Annotated in this window: 16 protein-coding genes; 10 read left to right on the top strand and 6 right to left on the bottom strand. The window is 65.1% G+C overall.

Annotation, left to right across the window (positions count from 1 at the left end; translation table 11 throughout):
- Positions 1-26: 26 nt before the first annotated feature.
- The 3 genes from A8V01_RS09950 to A8V01_RS09940 are packed head-to-tail and all read left to right on the top strand — an operon-like array spanning position 27 to position 3101.
- Complete coding sequence (locus tag A8V01_RS09950) at positions 27-1367, top strand: acyl-CoA dehydrogenase family protein (protein ID WP_103095686.1); 1341 nt, start codon at positions 27-29, stop codon at positions 1365-1367.
- Positions 1360-2124, top strand: a complete 765-nt coding sequence (locus A8V01_RS09945; protein WP_245892406.1) for an SDR family NAD(P)-dependent oxidoreductase — start codon at positions 1360-1362, stop codon at positions 2122-2124. Before A8V01_RS09950 ends, A8V01_RS09945 begins: the two co-directional genes overlap by 8 nt.
- Entirely contained in the window at positions 2121-3101 is a 981-nt protein-coding gene (locus A8V01_RS09940; protein WP_103095684.1) for an NADPH:quinone oxidoreductase family protein, read from the top strand. Before A8V01_RS09945 ends, A8V01_RS09940 begins: the two co-directional genes overlap by 4 nt.
- A 7-nt stretch (positions 3102-3108) precedes the next feature.
- On the opposite strand, the gene A8V01_RS09935 is transcribed toward A8V01_RS09940, so the two are convergent.
- Entirely contained in the window at positions 3109-4158 is a 1050-nt protein-coding gene (locus tag A8V01_RS09935) for an AraC family transcriptional regulator (protein ID WP_103095683.1), read from the bottom strand.
- A 139-nt stretch (positions 4159-4297) separates the two neighbouring features.
- Between A8V01_RS09935 and A8V01_RS09930 the strand changes: the two genes are divergently transcribed.
- The 3 genes from A8V01_RS09930 (at position 4298) to A8V01_RS09920 (ending at position 6977) form a co-directional block, all read left to right on the top strand.
- On the top strand, positions 4298-5269 hold the full coding sequence (locus tag A8V01_RS09930; RefSeq protein ID WP_103095682.1) for an enoyl-CoA hydratase/isomerase family protein: 972 nt from the start codon (positions 4298-4300) through the stop codon (positions 5267-5269).
- A 221-nt stretch (positions 5270-5490) separates the two neighbouring features.
- Positions 5491-6540, top strand: a complete 1050-nt coding sequence (locus A8V01_RS09925) for a helix-turn-helix domain-containing protein (RefSeq protein WP_103095681.1) — start codon at positions 5491-5493, stop codon at positions 6538-6540.
- 104 nt (positions 6541-6644) lie between these two features.
- Positions 6645-6977 carry a DUF4286 family protein gene (locus tag A8V01_RS09920; protein ID WP_103095680.1) on the top strand — a complete coding sequence of 111 codons (333 nt, stop codon included), beginning with the start codon at positions 6645-6647 and terminating at the stop codon, positions 6975-6977.
- Between the two features lie 29 nt (positions 6978-7006).
- Here the strand turns inward: A8V01_RS09920 and A8V01_RS09915 are convergent, their stop codons facing one another.
- Entirely contained in the window at positions 7007-7828 is an 822-nt protein-coding gene (locus A8V01_RS09915; protein ID WP_103095679.1) for an enoyl-CoA hydratase/isomerase family protein, read from the bottom strand.
- Positions 7829-8019: 191 nt separating this feature from the next.
- Here A8V01_RS09915 and A8V01_RS09910 point away from each other — a divergent pair, with 191 nt between their 5' ends.
- The 3 genes from A8V01_RS09910 to A8V01_RS09900 all read left to right on the top strand — a co-directional run bounded on the left by A8V01_RS09910 (position 8020) and on the right by A8V01_RS09900 (position 11879).
- Positions 8020-9759 carry an FAD-binding protein gene (locus A8V01_RS09910; RefSeq protein ID WP_103095678.1) on the top strand — a complete coding sequence of 580 codons (1740 nt, stop codon included), beginning with the start codon at positions 8020-8022 and terminating at the stop codon, positions 9757-9759.
- A 105-nt stretch (positions 9760-9864) separates the two neighbouring features.
- Complete coding sequence (locus A8V01_RS09905; protein ID WP_103095812.1) at positions 9865-10863, top strand: thiamine pyrophosphate-dependent dehydrogenase E1 component subunit alpha; 999 nt, start codon at positions 9865-9867, stop codon at positions 10861-10863.
- Positions 10860-11879 (top strand): alpha-ketoacid dehydrogenase subunit beta, encoded by a 1020-nt coding sequence (locus A8V01_RS09900; protein WP_103095677.1) that lies wholly within the window; start codon positions 10860-10862, stop codon positions 11877-11879. Before A8V01_RS09905 ends, A8V01_RS09900 begins: the two co-directional genes overlap by 4 nt.
- A gap of 48 nt (positions 11880-11927) precedes the next feature.
- Here the strand turns inward: A8V01_RS09900 and A8V01_RS09895 are convergent, their stop codons facing one another.
- From A8V01_RS09895 to A8V01_RS09880, 4 genes are all read right to left on the bottom strand, one after another.
- The gene (locus A8V01_RS09895; protein WP_103095811.1) at positions 11928-12863 is read right to left on the bottom strand and encodes a cation diffusion facilitator family transporter; all 936 of its coding nucleotides are present in this window, start codon (positions 12861-12863) and stop codon (positions 11928-11930) included.
- 64 nt (positions 12864-12927) lie between these two features.
- Positions 12928-13965, bottom strand: a complete 1038-nt coding sequence (locus A8V01_RS09890; RefSeq protein WP_103095676.1) for an acyl-CoA dehydrogenase family protein — start codon at positions 13963-13965, stop codon at positions 12928-12930.
- Position 13966: 1 nt separating this feature from the next.
- Positions 13967-15148: an acyl-CoA dehydrogenase family protein gene (locus A8V01_RS09885; RefSeq protein WP_103095675.1), complete on the bottom strand. Its 1182-nt coding sequence runs from the start codon at positions 15146-15148 to the stop codon at positions 13967-13969.
- Positions 15149-15217: 69 nt separating this feature from the next.
- Positions 15218-15532 (bottom strand): Rieske (2Fe-2S) protein, encoded by a 315-nt coding sequence (locus A8V01_RS09880; protein ID WP_103095674.1) that lies wholly within the window; start codon positions 15530-15532, stop codon positions 15218-15220.
- A 179-nt stretch (positions 15533-15711) separates the two neighbouring features.
- Between A8V01_RS09880 and A8V01_RS09875 the strand changes: the two genes are divergently transcribed.
- Entirely contained in the window at positions 15712-17475 is a 1764-nt protein-coding gene (locus A8V01_RS09875; RefSeq protein WP_281256487.1) for an FAD-dependent oxidoreductase, read from the top strand.
- Positions 17476-17478: the final 3 nt, after the last annotated feature.

Genomic DNA, 17478 nt, shown 5'->3' with positions numbered 1-17478 from the left:
TGCGGAGAGAGGAATGGGAGAGAACGATGATCGACTTTGCGACTGACCCCGAATTCCAGACGAAGCTCGACTGGATGGAGCGCTTCGTGCGCGACGAGTGCGAGACGATGGACCTGCTGTTTCCCGAACAGGGCGCGCAGTTCGACCCGTCCTATGCGGCGGCGCGGCGGCATCTGAAGCCGTTGCAGGATCAGGTGAAGGCGCAAGGGCTCTGGGCCTGCCACCTTGGGCCGCATCTGGGCGGGCCGGGCTACGGGCAGGTCAAGCTGGCGCTGATGAACGAGATCATCGGCCGCTCCACCTGGGCGCCGACGGTCTTCGGCACTGCCGCGCCTGACACCGGCAATGCGGAAATCCTCGCCCTGTTCGGCACGGCGGAGCAGAAGCAGAAGTACCTTGGCCCGCTGATGGCGGGCGAGATCGTATCGTGCTTTTCGATGACCGAGCCGCAGGGCGGTGCTGATCCCGACGTCTTCACGTGCCGCGCCGTGCGTGAGGGGGACGAATGGGTGATCGAAGGGGAGAAATGGTTTTCCTCCAATGCGAAGTTCGCCACCTTCCTGCTGGTCATCGCGGTCACCGACCCGGACGCCCCGCTGACGGAGCGGATGAGCATGTTCGTGGTTCCTGCCGACACGCCGGGGATAGAGATCCTGCGCAATGTGGCCATCGCCGGGGACTTCGATCCCGAAAACGGCCATCACGCCCACATCCGCTACAACCGGGTGAAAGTGCCGCTTGACCATATGCTCGGCGCTCCGGGAGAGGGGTTCAAGGTGGCGCAGGCGCGGCTCGGCGGCGGGCGCATCCATCACGCCATGCGCACGGTGGGCATGTGCAACCGCGCGCTCGACATGATGCTGGAACGCGCGGTTTCGCGGCATACGAAGGGAGCGATGCTGGGCGATCATCAACTGGTGCAGGCCAAGATCGCCGACTCCGTGATCGAACTGGAGCAGTTCCGCCTGCTGGTGCTCAAGACCGCATGGCTGATTGACGAGATCGAGGCGGGCCGCATGAAGCACGGCGCCGCGCGCAAGCATATCGGCATGTGCAAGGTGGCGATGGCCTCCGTCTATGCCAATATCGTCGGGCGGGCGCTGGAGGTGCATGGATCGCTGGGCATCTCGCTCGATATGCCGCTGGCGAAATGGTACGGCGGCAACATGGCGCTGGCCTTCGCGGATGGCCCCACCGATGCCCACCGTTCACAGCTGGCGCGGGCGTACATGAAGCGGGTGAAGCCGGCGGAAGGGGTGTTTCCTTCGGAGCATATCCCGACCCGCACGGCACGGGCGCTTGAACGCTACCCCCACGCGCGCGCCGGATCGGGGGGCGGTTCGGGGGCCGGATCGGCGGATGCCTGAGATGGACCCGCTGTTCGATTTCACCGGCAAGGTCGCGCTTGTAACCGGCGGTTCGCGCGGGCTGGGCTATCAGATGGTCCGTGCCTTTGCGGAGCGGGGAGCGGATGTGATCGTCGCCAGCCGCAAGCGGGATGCCTGCGAGGCGGTCTGTAACGAAATGCGCGACCTTGGCCGCAAGGCACTGGCGATCAGCGCGCACGTCGGCCGCTGGGATGAATGCGAGCGGCTTGTGGAGGAGGCTTATGGGGCCTTCGGGGCTGTGGATATCCTTGTGAACAATGCGGGGATGAGCCCGCGCATGCCCAGCCACGAAGTCACCGAAAAACTGTTCGATTCCGTGCTCAACCTGAACTTCAAGGGGCCGTTCCGGCTCTCCACGCTGGTGGGCAAGCGGATGTTCGACCGCGCCGAGGCGGGCGGGCCGGGCGGCTGCATCATCAACGTGACCTCGTCCGGATCGATGATGCCGCTGCCGCAGGTTGTGACTTATGGCTCATCCAAGGCTGCGCTCAATGCGATGAGCCGGTCGCTGGCGTGGGAATATGCGCCGCATGTGCGGGTGAACACGCTGTCGCCCGGCGCATTCCGCACCGACATCGTTGAGGCATGGCCCGACAAGGGGCAGGGGCCGATCCCGATCCCGCGCGGCCATGCGGCAGAGCCGGGGGAAATCGTGACGGCGGCGCTGTTCCTTGCCAGTCCGGGCTCGGTCAATGTGACGGGTTCGATCGTGCGCTGCGACGGGGGGCAGCATTGAGCGCGCGGGCGGTCATCGGTCGGGCTTTCGGCCCGCCTGAAAGCTTCGCCCTTGAAGCGTTCGACCCCGGCAGCCCCGGCGAAGGGCAGGTGCGCGTGGCGATCAGGGCGACGGGGGTGTCCTACGTCGATGTGCTGACGGCGATGGGGCATTACCAGTTCAAGCCGCCGCTGCCCTTCATCCCCGGCAGCGAGGCGGCAGGCGTGGTTGAAGGGGTAGGGCCGGGCGTTACGCACCTTGTCCCCGGCGACCGGGTGTTCTGCGGCGGGCTGGGCGGCCTTTTCGCAGAGGCCAACCTGTTCGATGCCGCGAACATGGCCAAAGTGCCCGATGTCATGGGCTTCGAGCAGGCCGCCGTCTTCGCGGTGAACTATCAGACGGCCTACTACGCCCTTGCCGATCGCGGACGGGCAAAGCCGGGGGAGACGCTGCTGGTGCTCGGCGCGGCGGGGGGCACGGGCTATGCGGCGATCCAGGTTGGCCGCCACCTTGGGCTGCACGTGATCGCTTCTGCTTCCAGCGCGGAAAAGCAGGCGGCGGCGCTGGCGGGCGGGGCGCATGCGGTCGTCACCACCGGGGCGCAGGACTGGCGCGATCAGGTCATGGCGGCGAACCACGGCAAACCCATCGACCTCGTCTTCGATCCCGTGGGCGGCGAGGCCAGCGAACCGGCTTTCCGCAACCTTGGCTATGACGGGCGGCATCTGGTGATCGGGTTCACCGCAGGCATCGCGGCGCTGCGGATGAACCTGCCGCTGCTCAAGAGCGCCAGCCTTGTCGGCGTGCAGATGCGCGACCACGCGCTGCGGCGACCGGAGGAGGCGGCCGCGATGCGGCGCAAGGTGATGCAACTGGCGGGCGAAGGCGCGTTCTCCCCCGCCATTGCAGAGCGCTATCCGCTTGAGGATTACGCCACGGCCATGAACGCGGCGTTTTCCGGCAAACCGGCGGGACGCGTGGTGCTGGTGATGGGGTGAAAGGCCCTCAACTCGCCGCGCGGAACTGCTGCGGGGTCTGGCCGGTCCAGCGCTTGAAGGCGCGGCCGAAGCTGGTCTGTTCCCCATAGCCCAGCCTGTCCGCGATCTCGTCCAGCGACAGGCGGCCTTCGGCAAGGTGCGCCCTTGCCAGCGTTTCGCGTTGCTGCTCGACCAGTTCGGAGAACTTCGCCCCCTCTGCCGCAAGCCGTGACTGCAAGGTGCGGACCGACATGCCGGTCTTCTCCGCGCAGCGTTCTATCGCGCAGGAGCCGGTTGCCAGCGCGCCGCGGATGTAGCTGTCGACCTTGTCGATGATCGACTGACCGTGCGATGACTTCACCCGCTGCAAGTAGGAGCCGAGCAGACGGTAGAGCAGCCGGTTGGCGCTTGGCACCGGTTGCTCCAGCGAACGGACGGGGAAGACCACCGAATTGCGGTTGGCGCGGCTCTGCACCCGGCAGCCGAGCGTCTTTTCCAGTTCCGGCAGGTCGGTGGCGCGCGGGTCGGCGGAAAGGCTGACCCAGCTGGGCCGGAAGCCCGGCCCGCCGATCGCGCGCAGCAGCTTCACGTTGAGCATGGCCGCCTGGTAATGTGCCTGGTCGTTGACGCCGATATCGGTGTTGACCAGCCAGGTCAGTTCCGCCGTCTCGCGCCCTTCGATCAGCACCACTTCGCAGTCGGGCGCGTGGACGACAGGAAGGAAGTCTATCAGGCACCGTATTCCGGCGCGCACGGTGGGGGCGGAGCGGCACAGCGCGGTAACGCAGCCGAATACCTCGGGGTCCTGCGCCTGGGCTATGTGCAGGCCGAACAGCGGATCGTCGAACAGGGTGCTGCAATATTCGAACGTGTCGGCCACCTGCTGCGGGGCGACGAGGCTTTCCGGGTCGATCAGCACCCGCGGCTCCATGCCGTGCCGCTCGACTATTCCGCGCGCGTCGCGTCCGTAATCGCGCGCAAGGCCGGCCAGCCCGGCGAAGTTGGCCGCGCGCACCTGGCCGCCGCCGGGGGTGACGTCCAGCGGTCCGTCGAGGCTGAAGAAACTGTCCTGACCCATGGCCCTGCTCCCTCTGGCGGGCGGACGCGTTCGTCCTGCCACGGCGCCCAGTATCGAGAGCCTTGCGCGTAATGCCAATCCCCCGCGGCTTGCCTGTGGCAGCAGACGGGAAAGCTCGAACGGGCGGGAGAGGAAAGCCATGAACACGATTGCCGACCACAAGCAGGCGGCCGACCAGCACATCCGCTATGAAAAGGACAAGGCGACTAAGATCGCCACCATCACCTTCAGTCGGATCGACAAGCACAACACCGCCACCATCGGCATGCGCGCGCGCTTTGGCGAACTGGTGTTCCGCGCCAACATCGATGATGACGTCAAGGTGCTGGTGATCCGTGGCGAGGGCGACAACCTTGGCAGCGGCGGCGACCTTGACGAGCATGGCGACCTCTACCTGAACCCCAAGCCGGGGCAGGGCTTCCTTGTCGACATGGAGATCGAGGACCCCGACGTGAAATACCCGCCGCCCGGCTCCTATCGCTATCTGCACGGCCTGACCGACTATTACGCCAAGGCGCGATCGGGGAACCGGCCGCTGCAGGAATTCAAGAAAATCTCCATCGTCGAGGCGAAGGGCTATTGCTATGGCTGGCACTTCTATCAGTGCGCCGATGCCGACATCATCGTTTCTTCCGACGATGCGCTCTTCGGGCACCCCTCGTTCCGCTATGCCGGGTGGGGGCCGCGCATGTGGCAGTGGCTGGAGATGGTCGGCCTGCGCCGGTTCTCGGAAATGCTGTTCACCGGCCGTCCCTTTACGGCGGACGAGATGTTCCACTGCAATTTCGTGAACTCCGTCGTCCCGCGAGATCGGCTGGAGGCGGAAACGGCGAAGTACGCCCACGCCTGCTCGATCACCCGGCCGACCGATGTGGTGGTGGCGCAGAAGACCTTCATCGAGGCGTACAAGCAGTATCGCGGCGAATACATGGGCAGCCTGCTTACCGGCTGGCTGGAAGGCATGCTGCCGCTGATGAAGGACGATGGTGCAGACGACGTCAACCTCGGCAAGAACGGCACGTTCCAGCAGGGCATCGGCAAAGTGGTGAAGAACCACGATCGCAATTATCCGCCCGAATGGCGGCTCTCCAAGGAAGGGCGCAAGGGCTGACAGTCCGCCTGGAAATCCGGCCGCTGCCGGATTTCCAGTAAACGCCCCGGCGATGGCATCTGCAATGCGCGCAATGCGGATCGATTTGCGCGCATTGTCGAGTACCTTCGGGCGCAGCTGATACGAATGAAGTCAGGCCAGACCGGCGCAGAGTCGGCGGCAGCACGGGTGGGATCGACGACGCCGCAAGACGCGCTTCGGCCCGCCATTGGGAGAGAGCCATGGCAGAGACGTTGTTCTCGTTCGACAAGCGCAATTACCGCGATTGCCAGACCCTGTTTCGCGGCACCCGAGGCCAGGAATACTATCACGGCGACTTCTGGATAGAGGATGGCTCCACCACCATCGACGTGCGTTCGGAACGCAAGGCGGTGGGCGCGATCTCGATCATCCGGCAGCGGTCGGCAGCGAACCTGTTCTTCCGCCGATCGCGCCAGCATATCCGCGAAGACGCCACGGACCTTTCGGTCCTGTGGTTCGTCAAGCGCGGCGAACTTGCCGTCTCCAACCAGTGCGGCGGGAAAGTGGCCAGGGCCGGGGATTTCATCATCACCCGTTCGATGTCGCCCTTCTTCATGGAATGCCGCACCGGGGATGACGGCACGCATGAAGTGCTGCACGTCACGGTGCCGACCCACATCCTGCGCGGTTTCGTGCGGCAGGATTTCAGCACCGGCCTGTTCATGGCGATGGAGCGGGCCGAACTTGCCCTTGCGGAAACCCTGCTGACCGAGGTTTTCACGGATGACGGCCGCATCGGCGAGGCATCGGCGCGCCTGCTGGTGGATACCGCGCTGGGCCTGATCGGCAACGCCATCCGTGCGAGCGAGGATATGGCGCCGCCGCGCCAGTCGATCGCCGACCGGCGGCTGGAGGACGTGCTGCGCTTTATAGAGGTGCACTTGTCCGACCCCCAGCTTTCCACCGCGATGGTTGCCAAGGGCTGCGGCATTTCTCCGCGCTACCTCTCGTTCCTGCTGCGGCTGCGCGATACCTCGTTTTCGGAACTGGTGTGGGAGCAGCGGCTGGCCAAGGCCAAGGCGTGGCTTTCCGCTTCTGACCCGCGCGACATATCGATCAGCGAGATCGCCTATGGTGTGGGCTTCAAGAGCCCGGCGCATTTCAGCCGCATGTTCAAGCGCGTGTTCGGCGCCAATCCGCGCGAATATCGCGGGGAAAGCGTGGTGGAAGAAGCGGTTGCGGCCACCCCCGCCGAACCTTTCGCGGACTATCCCGCGCCATACCCGGTATCCAGCAGCCTGCTGCAGTAAGTACGGCGGGGCGATGCTTTGCGCGCGCTGGATAGTGCCCGCTTGCATCGCTGCCGGGGCTGGCTGATCGTTTCCGCGAGGAAGCCAGAAGAAGGGGAATACCCATGAAGATGAAGCTCGTCGCGCTTACCCGTCCGCAGCCCGGCCGTGAGGCGGAGTACCACGAATGGTATGATACCAAGCACCTGCCCGAACTGGTCAACACGTTCGGCATGGCAGGCGCGCAGCGCTACAAGCTGGCCGCGCGCCTGATGGGCGAGGACCCCAACGAATACCTTGCGATCTACGATATCGAAGCGGACGACCCGATGGCGTTCCTGAGCGCGATCGGTGCGGCGTCCAAGTCCGGCGAACTGACGCAGAGCGACGCGCAGGACTTCGGCACCTGCTACACCGCGTTGTTCACCGAACATGGCGAACGCGTGGTTCCGGGCTGAGGGCTAAGGGCTGAAGGCGGCCGAAAGGTTCAGCGCCCGGTGAAGTTCGGCGGGCGCTTTTCCCTCAGCGCCTGAATGCCTTCCAGATGGTCGGCGCTGCGCACGGACACGCTTTCATAGGCGATCCCGGCATCCATCAGCGCCGTCGCCAGACGCTTGAGTTCAAGGTTGGTCAGGATCTTGGTGGCGCGGATTGCCACCATCGCGCCGGCCAGCAGCTTTGCGCAGAATGCGTCCACCCGCGCGTCGAGCTCATCCGCCGGGACGCAATGATTGATCAGGCCGATCTCGGCCGCCCTTGCCGCGGTAAGCAGATCGCCGGTCAGGAGATATTCCTTAGCCCGCGTCAGGCCGATGCGCTGTGCCCAGATCACGGCCCCGCCATCCCCCGCCACAAGGCCCAGACCGACGTGCGGATCGCCGATCCTTGCGCCCTCTGCGGCAAAGATCACGTCGCACAGCAGCGCCAGTGTCGCGCCAAGGCCCACCGCATGGCCGTTCATCCGGCACACCACCGGCTTGTCGATATCCAGCAGGGTGGAGACGATGCGCTTTGCCACGCGCGTCTCGTGGTCGAAGAGGTGCGGGTTCCTTGCGTTGTTCTCGATATGGTCAAGGTCGCCGCCTGCCGAAAAGGCGCGCCCGGCGCCGGTCAGCACGATAACGTCCGATCCGGTATCGACCTGCGCGAACCACATCGCCTCTGCCAGATCGTCGTGAAGCTGAAGGTTCACCGCGTTCAGCGCATCGGGCCGGTTGAGCGTGATGCGCAGCAGCCGTCCTTCGCGGGCCATCGCGATCGTCGCCAGGGTGGGCAGCGTCGGGGGCAGCGTCGGTGCGGTATCGGTCATTTCGGCAGGTCTCCTCTTCCCTCCAGCGTCTTAGGACGCACGCGCGCGAGAGCCACAGGAAAACGCATTTCACGCCCAACCCTTCGCTCGGGCGAAACCTTGCGCCCCCGCGTTGCCAAAGCCGGCGAAGTCCGATCTACCGGGCTGAACGCATGCGCAGCAGCGCGGCACGGTGGAGAGGTGATGGCACGATGACGCAGTTCGACGAGACTTTCGACTGGGTGGTCGTGGGTAGCGGGGCGGGTTCGATGGCTTCGGCACTGCTGATGAAGCAGGCTGGAAAGTCGGTGGTGATCCTTGAAAAAGCGCAATGGGTCGGCGGCACCACGGCGAAGTCCGGCGGGGTCATGTGGATACCCAACAACCGCTTCATGGACCCCGGCGAGGACAGTCTGGAACGCGCCTGCCAGTACCTTGACGCCGTTGTGCCGGACGATGCCGATTCCCCTGGCACCAGCCCGGCGCGCCGCCGCACGTATGCGGTGGAGGCACCCCGGATGCTGGACTTCATCGTCTCGCAAGGGGTGCGCATGGAACGCGGCTCCACCTTCTGGCCGGATTACTACGATGAACTTCCCGGCGGCATGAAGACCAGCCGCACCGTAACCGCGCTGCCGTTCGACAAGAACGAACTGGGCAAGGAATGGGCGGGCAAGCTGCGCAAGGGCTTCCTGGAAGTGCCGGTGAAGCTGGACGACGGGATGAAGCTGCCCTTCATGAAGCATTCCTGGGCGATCAAGCGGACTTTCATCAAGATCGCCTTCAAGTTCGTGGCGGGCAAGATTGCCGGCAAGCACTGGGTTACCGCGGGCGCGGCGCTACAGGGGCGGATGCTCAAGGCCGTGCTTGAGAAACAGGCGGCGGATGTCCGCGTGAATTCCCCGGTCAGCGAAGTGGTCATGGATGGCGACAAGGCAGTGGGCGTCGTCACCGAGAAGGACGGTAAGCCCTGGCGCGTGGGCGCCCGGCTGGGCATCCTGATGAACGCGGGCGGCTTTGCCATGAACCAGGCAATGCGCGATGCCTATATGCCCGGAACGCAGGCGAAGTGGTCCAACGGCATTGAAACCGATACCGGCGACATGCACCGCGAACTGGCTGCGAAAGGCGCCGCGCTGGCGCAGATGGACCAGATGGTCGGCTTCCAGATGACCGACGCGCCCGGCTGGGACACAGACTACGTCAAGCCCGGCACGCAGAGCACCACGGCCAAGCCCCACGCGATCCAGGTGGACCAGTCGGGCCTGCGCTACATGAACGAAGGCGGTTCCTACGAGGAGTTCTGCGAAACGATGCTGGTGCGTAACCGCACCGTGCCCGCCGTGCCCAGCTGGGCGATCCTCGACCAGCAGTACATGGACGAATACGCCGTCGCCGGTAAGGGCATGGCGAAGAAGAACATGACCAAGTGGCTTGCTTCCGGCTGGATGCGCCGGGCCGATAGCATCGGCGCGCTGGCCGAGGCGATCGGCGTGCCACCGGGGGCGCTGGAGGCAACCGTCACGCGATGGAACGGCTTCGTGCGCGGCGGCCGCGACGAGGATTTCCAGCGCGGAGAACGCGCCTACGACAACTTCCTGGGCGACCCCTTCTTCAAGGGTGGCCCCAACCAGACGATGGGCTCCATCGACAAGGGGCCGTTCTATGCCTTCGCCGTCTATCCGGGCGACGTCGGCACTTACGGCGGCGTCGTGTGCGACTGCGATTCGCGCGTGCTGCGAAAGGACGGCTCGGTGATCGAGGGGCTCTATGCCTGCGGCGTCACCACCGCATCGCCTATGGGGCGCGTCTACCCCGGTGCGGGGGCAAGCGTGGGGCCGTCGATGACCTTCGGCTGGATCGCGGCCAAGCACGCGGCGGGCCTTGGTAATCAGGTGCCGGGGCAGGTGTCGGGGCAGGTGCCTGGGCAGGCGTCCGGCCAGGGCGCCTGATCCCGCAGATACCGCAGGGGCGGTTCGCCCGTCCTTGCCAGCGGGGCCTGCCCTGAACCAATGTTCAGCAATCCCAGCAGCGAAGAGCTGTCCGAGAGAGGAACCATGAGCGACACGCTACAGAACCGGGCCACCCCCGACGCCGCCACGCAGCTCGATATCTATCGGCGGATGATCCGCATCGAGCGAAACGACGATCTCACCCGCCAGCAGATCCGCCGCGGCCGTATTACCGCGCCGTATTATTCGGCGCGCGGGCAGGAGTGCATTCCCTCGTCGATCTCGGTGCTGCTGAACGACGACGACAAGATCTGCACGATCTATCGCGGCATCCACGATATGGTTGCCAAGGACATGCCGCTGCGCCCCCTGTGGGCGGAAATCTGCGGGCGTGTCGACGGCACCTGCAAGGGCAAGGGCGGCCCGATGCACCTCACTCACCCGGAAACCGGCGTGATGGTGACGACGGGCATCGTCGGTTCCTCCATGCCGATTGCCAATGGCTTCGGCTGGGCGTCGCTGCTTGACGGGACGAAGCAGGTAACGGTGGCCTACTTCGGGGACGGTGCCAGCAACATCGGCGCTTTCCACGAAGCGCTCAACCTTGCCTCCGTCTGGAAGCTGCCGGTGATCTTCGTGTGCCAGAACAACGGTTTTGCCGAGCATACGCGGTATGAAAACGGCACTTCGGTGGACTTCATCGCCAAGCGCGCGATCGGCTATGGCATGCCCGGCTACACCGTGGACGGCAACGATCCGCTGGACGTCTACGCCCACGCCCATGCCGCGATCGAGCGCGCCCGCGCCGGTGAAGGCCCGACCCTGCTGGAGTGCAAGACCTTCCGCTTCATGGGCCATGTCTTCGGCGATAACGACGCCTACATGACCAAGGAAGAAAAGGCCGCCGCGATCGAGGCCGATCCGCTGCCGCGCTTCCGTCAGAAGCTGATCGACGATGGCGTTGCCACCGCCGATGAACTCGATGCGCTGACCGCGAAGATCGAAGCCGAAGTCAACGACGCCATCGAATATGCCATGGCCTGCGAATTCCCGTCCGACGACGAACTGCGCCGCGACGTCTTTGCCGAGGAGATTGCGGCATGAGCACCGATACTCTTGAAGCACCCGTTGTCGAAACGGTGAAGATGAACGGCCTGCAGGCGATCAACGCCGCGCTGATGGAGGCGATGGAGGCCGATCCCAAGGTTCTCGTGCTGGGCGAGGATATCGCCGATAATGAAGGTGGCGGTGTCGTCGGTGTGACGCGCGGGCTGTCGAGCAAGTTCGGCACCCTGCGCGTGCGTTCCACCCCGATCTCCGAACAGGCGATCATGGGCGCGGCGATCGGTGCGGCGATGGCCGGTTACAAGCCGGTCGCCGAAATCATGCTGATGAACTTCACGACCGTGGCCATGGACATGATCGTGAACCATGCGGCCAAGCTGCGCTTCATGTCGGGCGGGCAGAGCCAGGTGCCGTTGGTGATCCGTACCCTGACCGGCGCGGGCAACCAGACTGCCGGGCAGCATGCCGACTTCTACGAGGCATGGTTCGCGCATACCGCCGGCATCAAGGTGGTGATCCCCTGGACCCCGGCGGACATGAAGGGCCTTTACCTTTCGGCGATCCAGGATCCCGATCCTGTCATCATCATCGAAAGCGGCAAGACGCTGTTCGTGCCGATGGACGTGCCCGTCAATCAGGGCCCGATCCCGATCGGCAAGGCCAACGTGGTGATGCCGGGAAGCGACCTCACGATCGTTTCCTATGGGCAGATGATGTTTACCGTGATGCAGGCTGTCGAGGAACTGACGGCGGCGGGCATTTCGGTGGAAGTGGTGGATCTGCGCACGATCTCGCCGTGGGACAAGGAAACGGTTCTGGCCTCGGCAGAGAAGACCGGCCGCCTGCTGGTGGTGCATGAGGCAGGGCGCAACTTCGGCCCCGGCGCAGAGATCGCGGCGACCGCGCAGGAAGTGCTGTTCGGCAAGCTCAAGGCGCCGGTCGGCCGCCTTGGCGCGCCTTACTGCGCGGTGCCTTTCGCCAAGAAGCTTGAGGACGCCTATCTCGTCCAGCCGCCCGAAATCGTGGCAGAGGCCAAGCGGCTTCTGGCGATCTGAGCCAAGCCTTCTGCCCCCTGTCCCGCTTGGGGGAGGGGGCAGGGCAGGCTATCCCAGCATCGCCTGTTCGCGCTTTTCCGGCCTGATATAGATCGATGTGATCTTGGGGGAGAGCGCCTTCATCCGAAGCTCAAGATCTTCGATCAGGGTTTCCGCCTCACCCATCGGAAGATCGTCGGCAAAGTCTGCGCTGATGGCCACGAACACGGAGTCCGGCCCACTGTGGACGGTCCTGACGTGGTTGACCGAGGTGATATGCGGGTTGCCCTCCATCACGTTGCGTAACTGGGCGATCAGCGCTGGATCGGCAGCTTCGCCGATCAGCAGGCCCTTGGATTCACGCGCCAGCAATACGGCCACCGCTGCCAGCACCAGCCCGATCAGAACCGATGCCGCACCATCAAGCCGGGGTTCGGCAAAATACCCGGCTGACCATATGCCAAGCGCCGCGATGACAAGACCGATAAGCGCAGCGCTGTCTTCGAAAAGGACAATGAAGCCCGGCGGGTCCTTCGACCGGCGGATTGCCTGCCACCAGCTTTGCCCGGCGCGGCCCCGGTTGAATTCCTTCACCGCGATTGCCCAGGACGCCCCCTCCATCGCGAAGGCCATGCCCAGCACGATGTAGCTTAGGGAGGGGTCTTCGATCGGGTGCGGCTCCCGCATGTGGGCGATGCCTTCGTAAATGGAAATCCCCGCGCCACCCGCGAAGATCAGGATCGCGACCACGAAAGCCCAGAAATAAAGCTCTCGGCCATAGCCGAAGGGATGCGCCGCATCGGGCGCGCGTTTGCCCTGCTTCTGGCCGTAAAGCAGCAGGATCTGATTGCCGCTGTCCACCAGAGAGTGGACACCCTCTGTCGCCATCGCGGATGAGCCACCGATCCCGGCCGCCACGAACTTGGCGATGGCGATGCCCATGTTTGCGGCAAGCGCGCCATAAAGGACGATGTTCTCTCGGAAATGTCCGGAAGTCTTGGCCATGCCGGTCTTAACGAGCATGGCGGCGGGGCGTTGCATGCCCCGCTTCGCGCAAGGAGCGGCGGGCTCAGCCTGCGTCCGTCAAGGTGCCATCGCTGCAAGCCGCCAGTGCCGCGCGCCCGGCCTGTTCGTTCCACCAGTCCGGTGCGCCGCATAGCTGCAGGTTCAGCATTGCGCGCTTCATGAAGCGATGGATCGGGTGCTCTTCGGTCAGGCCGATGCCGCCGTGAAGCTGGATCGCCTCTTCGGTCACGAAGGCGAAAGCCTCGGCTGCCAGCGTCTTGGCCGCGCCGCACTGAACGTAAGTGGCGGTTTCATCGCGCACCCGGCTCCACAGCAGCGCTTCAGCGGCGGCGATGCGGGTCTTCATGTCGGCCGCCCGGTGCTTGAGCGCCTGGAACATCGCTATGGGCCGGTCGAACTGGCGGCGCATCTTCATGTATTCGATCGTCAGTTCCAGCGCGGCATTGGCAGCGCCAAGGCAATCCGCCGCGATGGCAAGGTGCGCTTCGGGCGAGATCGCGTCGTGCAGGGCATGGGCGCCGGCGTCGTCGGTCAGGATCAGCGCGGGATCAGGCTTGAAGCCTTCCAGAACCAGATCGAACAGGCGGCGGCTGGTATCCCAGATCGGCCGTTCCACCACGGATACTCCGGGCGCGTCGAGTGGAACCAGCACATAGCCGCAGGGCAGCCGGGCAATGACGCCCACCGCCATGTCTCCATCAAAGACCCCGCCGACCGTGCCGGAGATCGCGCCATCGGCGGCTGTCTTCAGCCGTGTCGGTAGCAGATGCAGCGGGACGTAATCACCTGCCGCCATCCGTTCCAGCCATTCACCTCGGGCGGGGATTGCACTTGCCAGCACCGCCAGCAGGCCCAGTTGTGCGGGGATCAGCGGCGTTGTCGACAGTACGCGGCCCATTTCGAAATGGATGGCGCTAGAGGCTTCGCGCCCAAGGCCAAGCCCGCCGTCTTCCTCGGGCAGGCGCACCATCAGCCAGCCCATTTCCGCCACCAGCCGCCAGCTTTCGTCGCGGCCGGGGGAAAGCGCGTCGGCGGGGAAGGCCTTCTGCGCGGCGTCGGTCAGTTCGTTGAGTTCGATCATGTCAGGCTACCCACGCTTTCGGTTCGCGCGGCATGTCGAGCATGCGTTCGGCGATGATGTTGCGCTGCACTTCCTCGCTCCCTCCGGCGATCGTCCAGGCGTAGGAGTTCATGAAATCCGCCATCCAGTTGCCGGTGTTGAGGTCTCCGAAGGTGATCGGCGCGATATATTGCTCTGCCATGCCGCCCAGCCTCAGGCCCAGCCTGGCGTAAGCGCGAAGCGCGCGGCTGTAGCTGTTCTTGACGATCGAGGCGTCGCCGATCCGCTCGATCCCGTTGATACGGTTGTCGAGGAACTGGTCGGCCACCGCACAGACTGCATCGACCTGCGTGACGAGTTCTCCGAAATCGCGCAGACACCCGCGATCGTCCTGACGGCCGTTCTCGCGGATCAGCGCGGCGACGCGCGAGAGGGCGCCGCGCATGCGATAGGACAGTTCCATCAGCGTCAGCCCGCGTTCGGAGGCCAGTGTCGCCTGCGCCACGGCCCAGCCCTTGCCTTCTTCGCCGACGCGTTCGGAAACGGGAATCTCCACGTTGTCGAGGAAGATTTCCGCGAATTCCTCGTCCCCCTGAATCTGGTGGATCGGGCGGACGGAAACGCCGGGCGTCTTCATGTCCATCAGCAGGTAGGTGATCCCTGCCTGCTTGGGGCCATCGGCCGACGTGCGCACCAGCAGTAGGCACTTGTCGGCGAATTGCGCCATGGTGGACCAGACCTTCTGGCCGTTGACCACATAGACTTCGCCCTTGCGCTCGGCGCGCGTCTTGATCGCGGCAAGGTCGGACCCGGCGCCGGGTTCGGAGAAGCCCTGGCACCAGGTTTCGCCTTCAAGGATGCGCGGCAGGTAGCGTTGCTGCTGCTCCACGCTTGCGCATTCGTGCAACGTGGCGAAGGCGTGATAGGTGGACACGAATGAAAGCAGCAGGCGCGGGCAGTCGGCACCGGCCAGCTCTTCGTAGATGACTTTCTGTTCGGCCAGAGAGCGCCCGCCGCCGGGGAACGTGGCCGGCCAGTGCGGCACGGCATAGCCGGCCTGAACCAGCTTCGCGAACCAGCCCCGCTGCGTGCGCACGAAGTCGTCCTGCGTGCGGCTTGCGTCGCGCCAGCCGGTAGGCGCTTCTGCGGCAAGAAAGGCGCGCACTTCGCTGCGCAGCGCATCAAGATCGGGCGTGTCGGTCATGGCGACCGTCCAAGCACGGGCAGCGGCGGCACGTCCAGAACCGGCGGTACGCGCGGGCGATATCGCTGCCTAGACAGCCACCTCGATCACGTCACCGGTGATCCGCACTTCGTAAGTGTCGATCGGCATGGAGGCGGGCGGGTTCATCGGCTTGCCGGTTTCCAGATCGAAGCGTGCGCCGTGGACCGGGCAGGATATCCACCCCGCGCGCACGCGCCCGCATTCCAGCGTCTCATAGGCGTGACTGCACAAGTTGCGCACCGCGAACACACGATCGCGCGCGCCGACAAGGATCACGCTGATCCCGTTCACCTCCACCACTTTCTTGCCGCCCTGCGGAACCTCTTCGAGTTTCGCCACCGCGACGAATGCCTTTTCGCTCACCCGCATCCTTTCGTATCTCTCACCCGTTGGCCTGCTGTGCCTTGCCCTGCGACGCAAGGGGCGCAGCGGGGCCAGCGCAGGGCCAAGCAACCCGCAGTACCCTGCCGGTCATTTCCAGCACAAGCCGTGGACGCGATAACGCACGAAAGGCGCGGCCAGAAGCCATGGGGAGAGAACGGGTGCAATTTGCCGAAAGCTTCGACGTGGTGGTGGTAGGATCGGGAGCGGCCGGGGCGATGGCGGCGCTGCGCAGCGCGGATCATGGCATGAAAGTGCTGATCGTCGAAAAGGCGCACAAGTTCGGCGGCACGTCGGCGACTTCGGGCGGAGTGATGTGGATACCCAACCACCGCCTCGACAGCGATGTGGGCGACAGTCGGGAGGCCGCTCTGCAATATCTTGACGCGACGATCGGCGTGCCCGTCAACCGCGAGCGGCTGGAGGCGTTCGTCGATGAGGCGCCCGCAATGCTGCGCTACCTCAAGAGCACCGGCGTGCCGGTCGCGGCGGCGGCCTGGCCGGACTATTTCCCTGACCGCGCCGGTGCGCGCGCCGACCGTTCCGTGATCGTGCCGACGTTCGACGGCAGACGGCTGGGCGACGAACGCTATGCGCTGATGCGTGAGCAGTACAACCGCTTCAAGCTGTTCGGCCGCTACGCCATGGACCTGACCGAGACGTTCGCGCTCATGATGCAGTCGAAGGGCTGGCGCGCGGTCGCGGGAAAGATGATCGGACGGTACTGGCTCGATCGCGGGACGCGCAAGGTTTCCCACCGCGACAAGCGCTTTACCCAGGGTGCGGCGCTGATGGGCGCCACGTATGAGCAGGCGTTCGCACGCGGAGTGGAACTCAGGCTGGAAACGAAGCTGGACCGGCTGCTGGTCGATGATGGCGGGCGGGTCTGCGGGGTGGAAGTGTCGAACTTCGGCCGCACTTATGCGATCGAGGCGCGGCATGGGGTAGTGCTGGCGGCGGGCGGGTTCGAATGGAACCAGGAACTGCGCGACCGCTTCTACCCGGTGCCTGGCCTGACGCGCCATTCCTCCACGCCTGAGGATGGCAATCGTGGCGAGGCGCTGATTGCGGCCGAACGCATCGGCGCCAGCACCGAACATACGGCGCAGGGCTGGTGGATTCCCACGATGACCCTGCCGATGAAGGGCGCCTCCAACTTTCATGAAATCCATCAGGCCGCCTTCGACGTGGGGCGTCCGTGGAGCGTCGTCGTCAACCGCAAGGGTGTCCGCTTCGTGGACGAGGCTTGCGGCTACGACCGGTTCGGGCAGGCCATGGTGCGCGATCATCTGGAAACCGGCGCCAACATGCCGTGCTGGCTGATCTTCGATGCCAAGTTCCGGCGCAAGTTCAGTGCGGGCGGGCTCATGCCCACGGTCCATACGCTGGAACGCAAGGTGCCTGCCGACTGGTGGGACCATTACGTCTTCCGCGCCGACACCATAGAGGCGCTGGCCGCAAAGATCCATCTTCCGGCAGAGGCCGTGATGAGGACCGTCGCGAACATGAACGCCTATGCGAAGACCGGAGTGGACCCGGAATTCGGCCGGGGCATGAACCCTTATGACCGGATGTTCGGTGATCCCGCTTCCGCCCCGAACCCCAACCTGGGTCCGATCGATACCGCGCCGTTCTATGCCGTGCCGATCAACAATGGCGATCTGGGCACGAAAGGCGGGCTGAGGTGCGATGCGCGGGCGCGGGTGCTTGACGGCGCGGGGGCTCCGATCCCCGGCCTCTATGCGGCGGGCAACAATGCGGGCACGCCCTTTGGTGATACCTATCCGGGGGCCGGGGCGACCATCGGGCCGGGGATGACGTTCGGCTATGTGGCCGCGAACGATATCGCGCTGCGGTCTGCGAACCGACGCGCACTGGAAGCAGGCGATGCGGCGCAAGGCCGTGCGCCGGTGGCAGTTAACTAGGAA

Source organism: Novosphingobium guangzhouense (assembly GCF_002896965.1).
GTDB lineage: Bacteria > Pseudomonadota > Alphaproteobacteria > Sphingomonadales > Sphingomonadaceae > Novosphingobium > Novosphingobium guangzhouense.
This window is presented reverse-complemented; position numbering and strand designations above follow the sequence as displayed.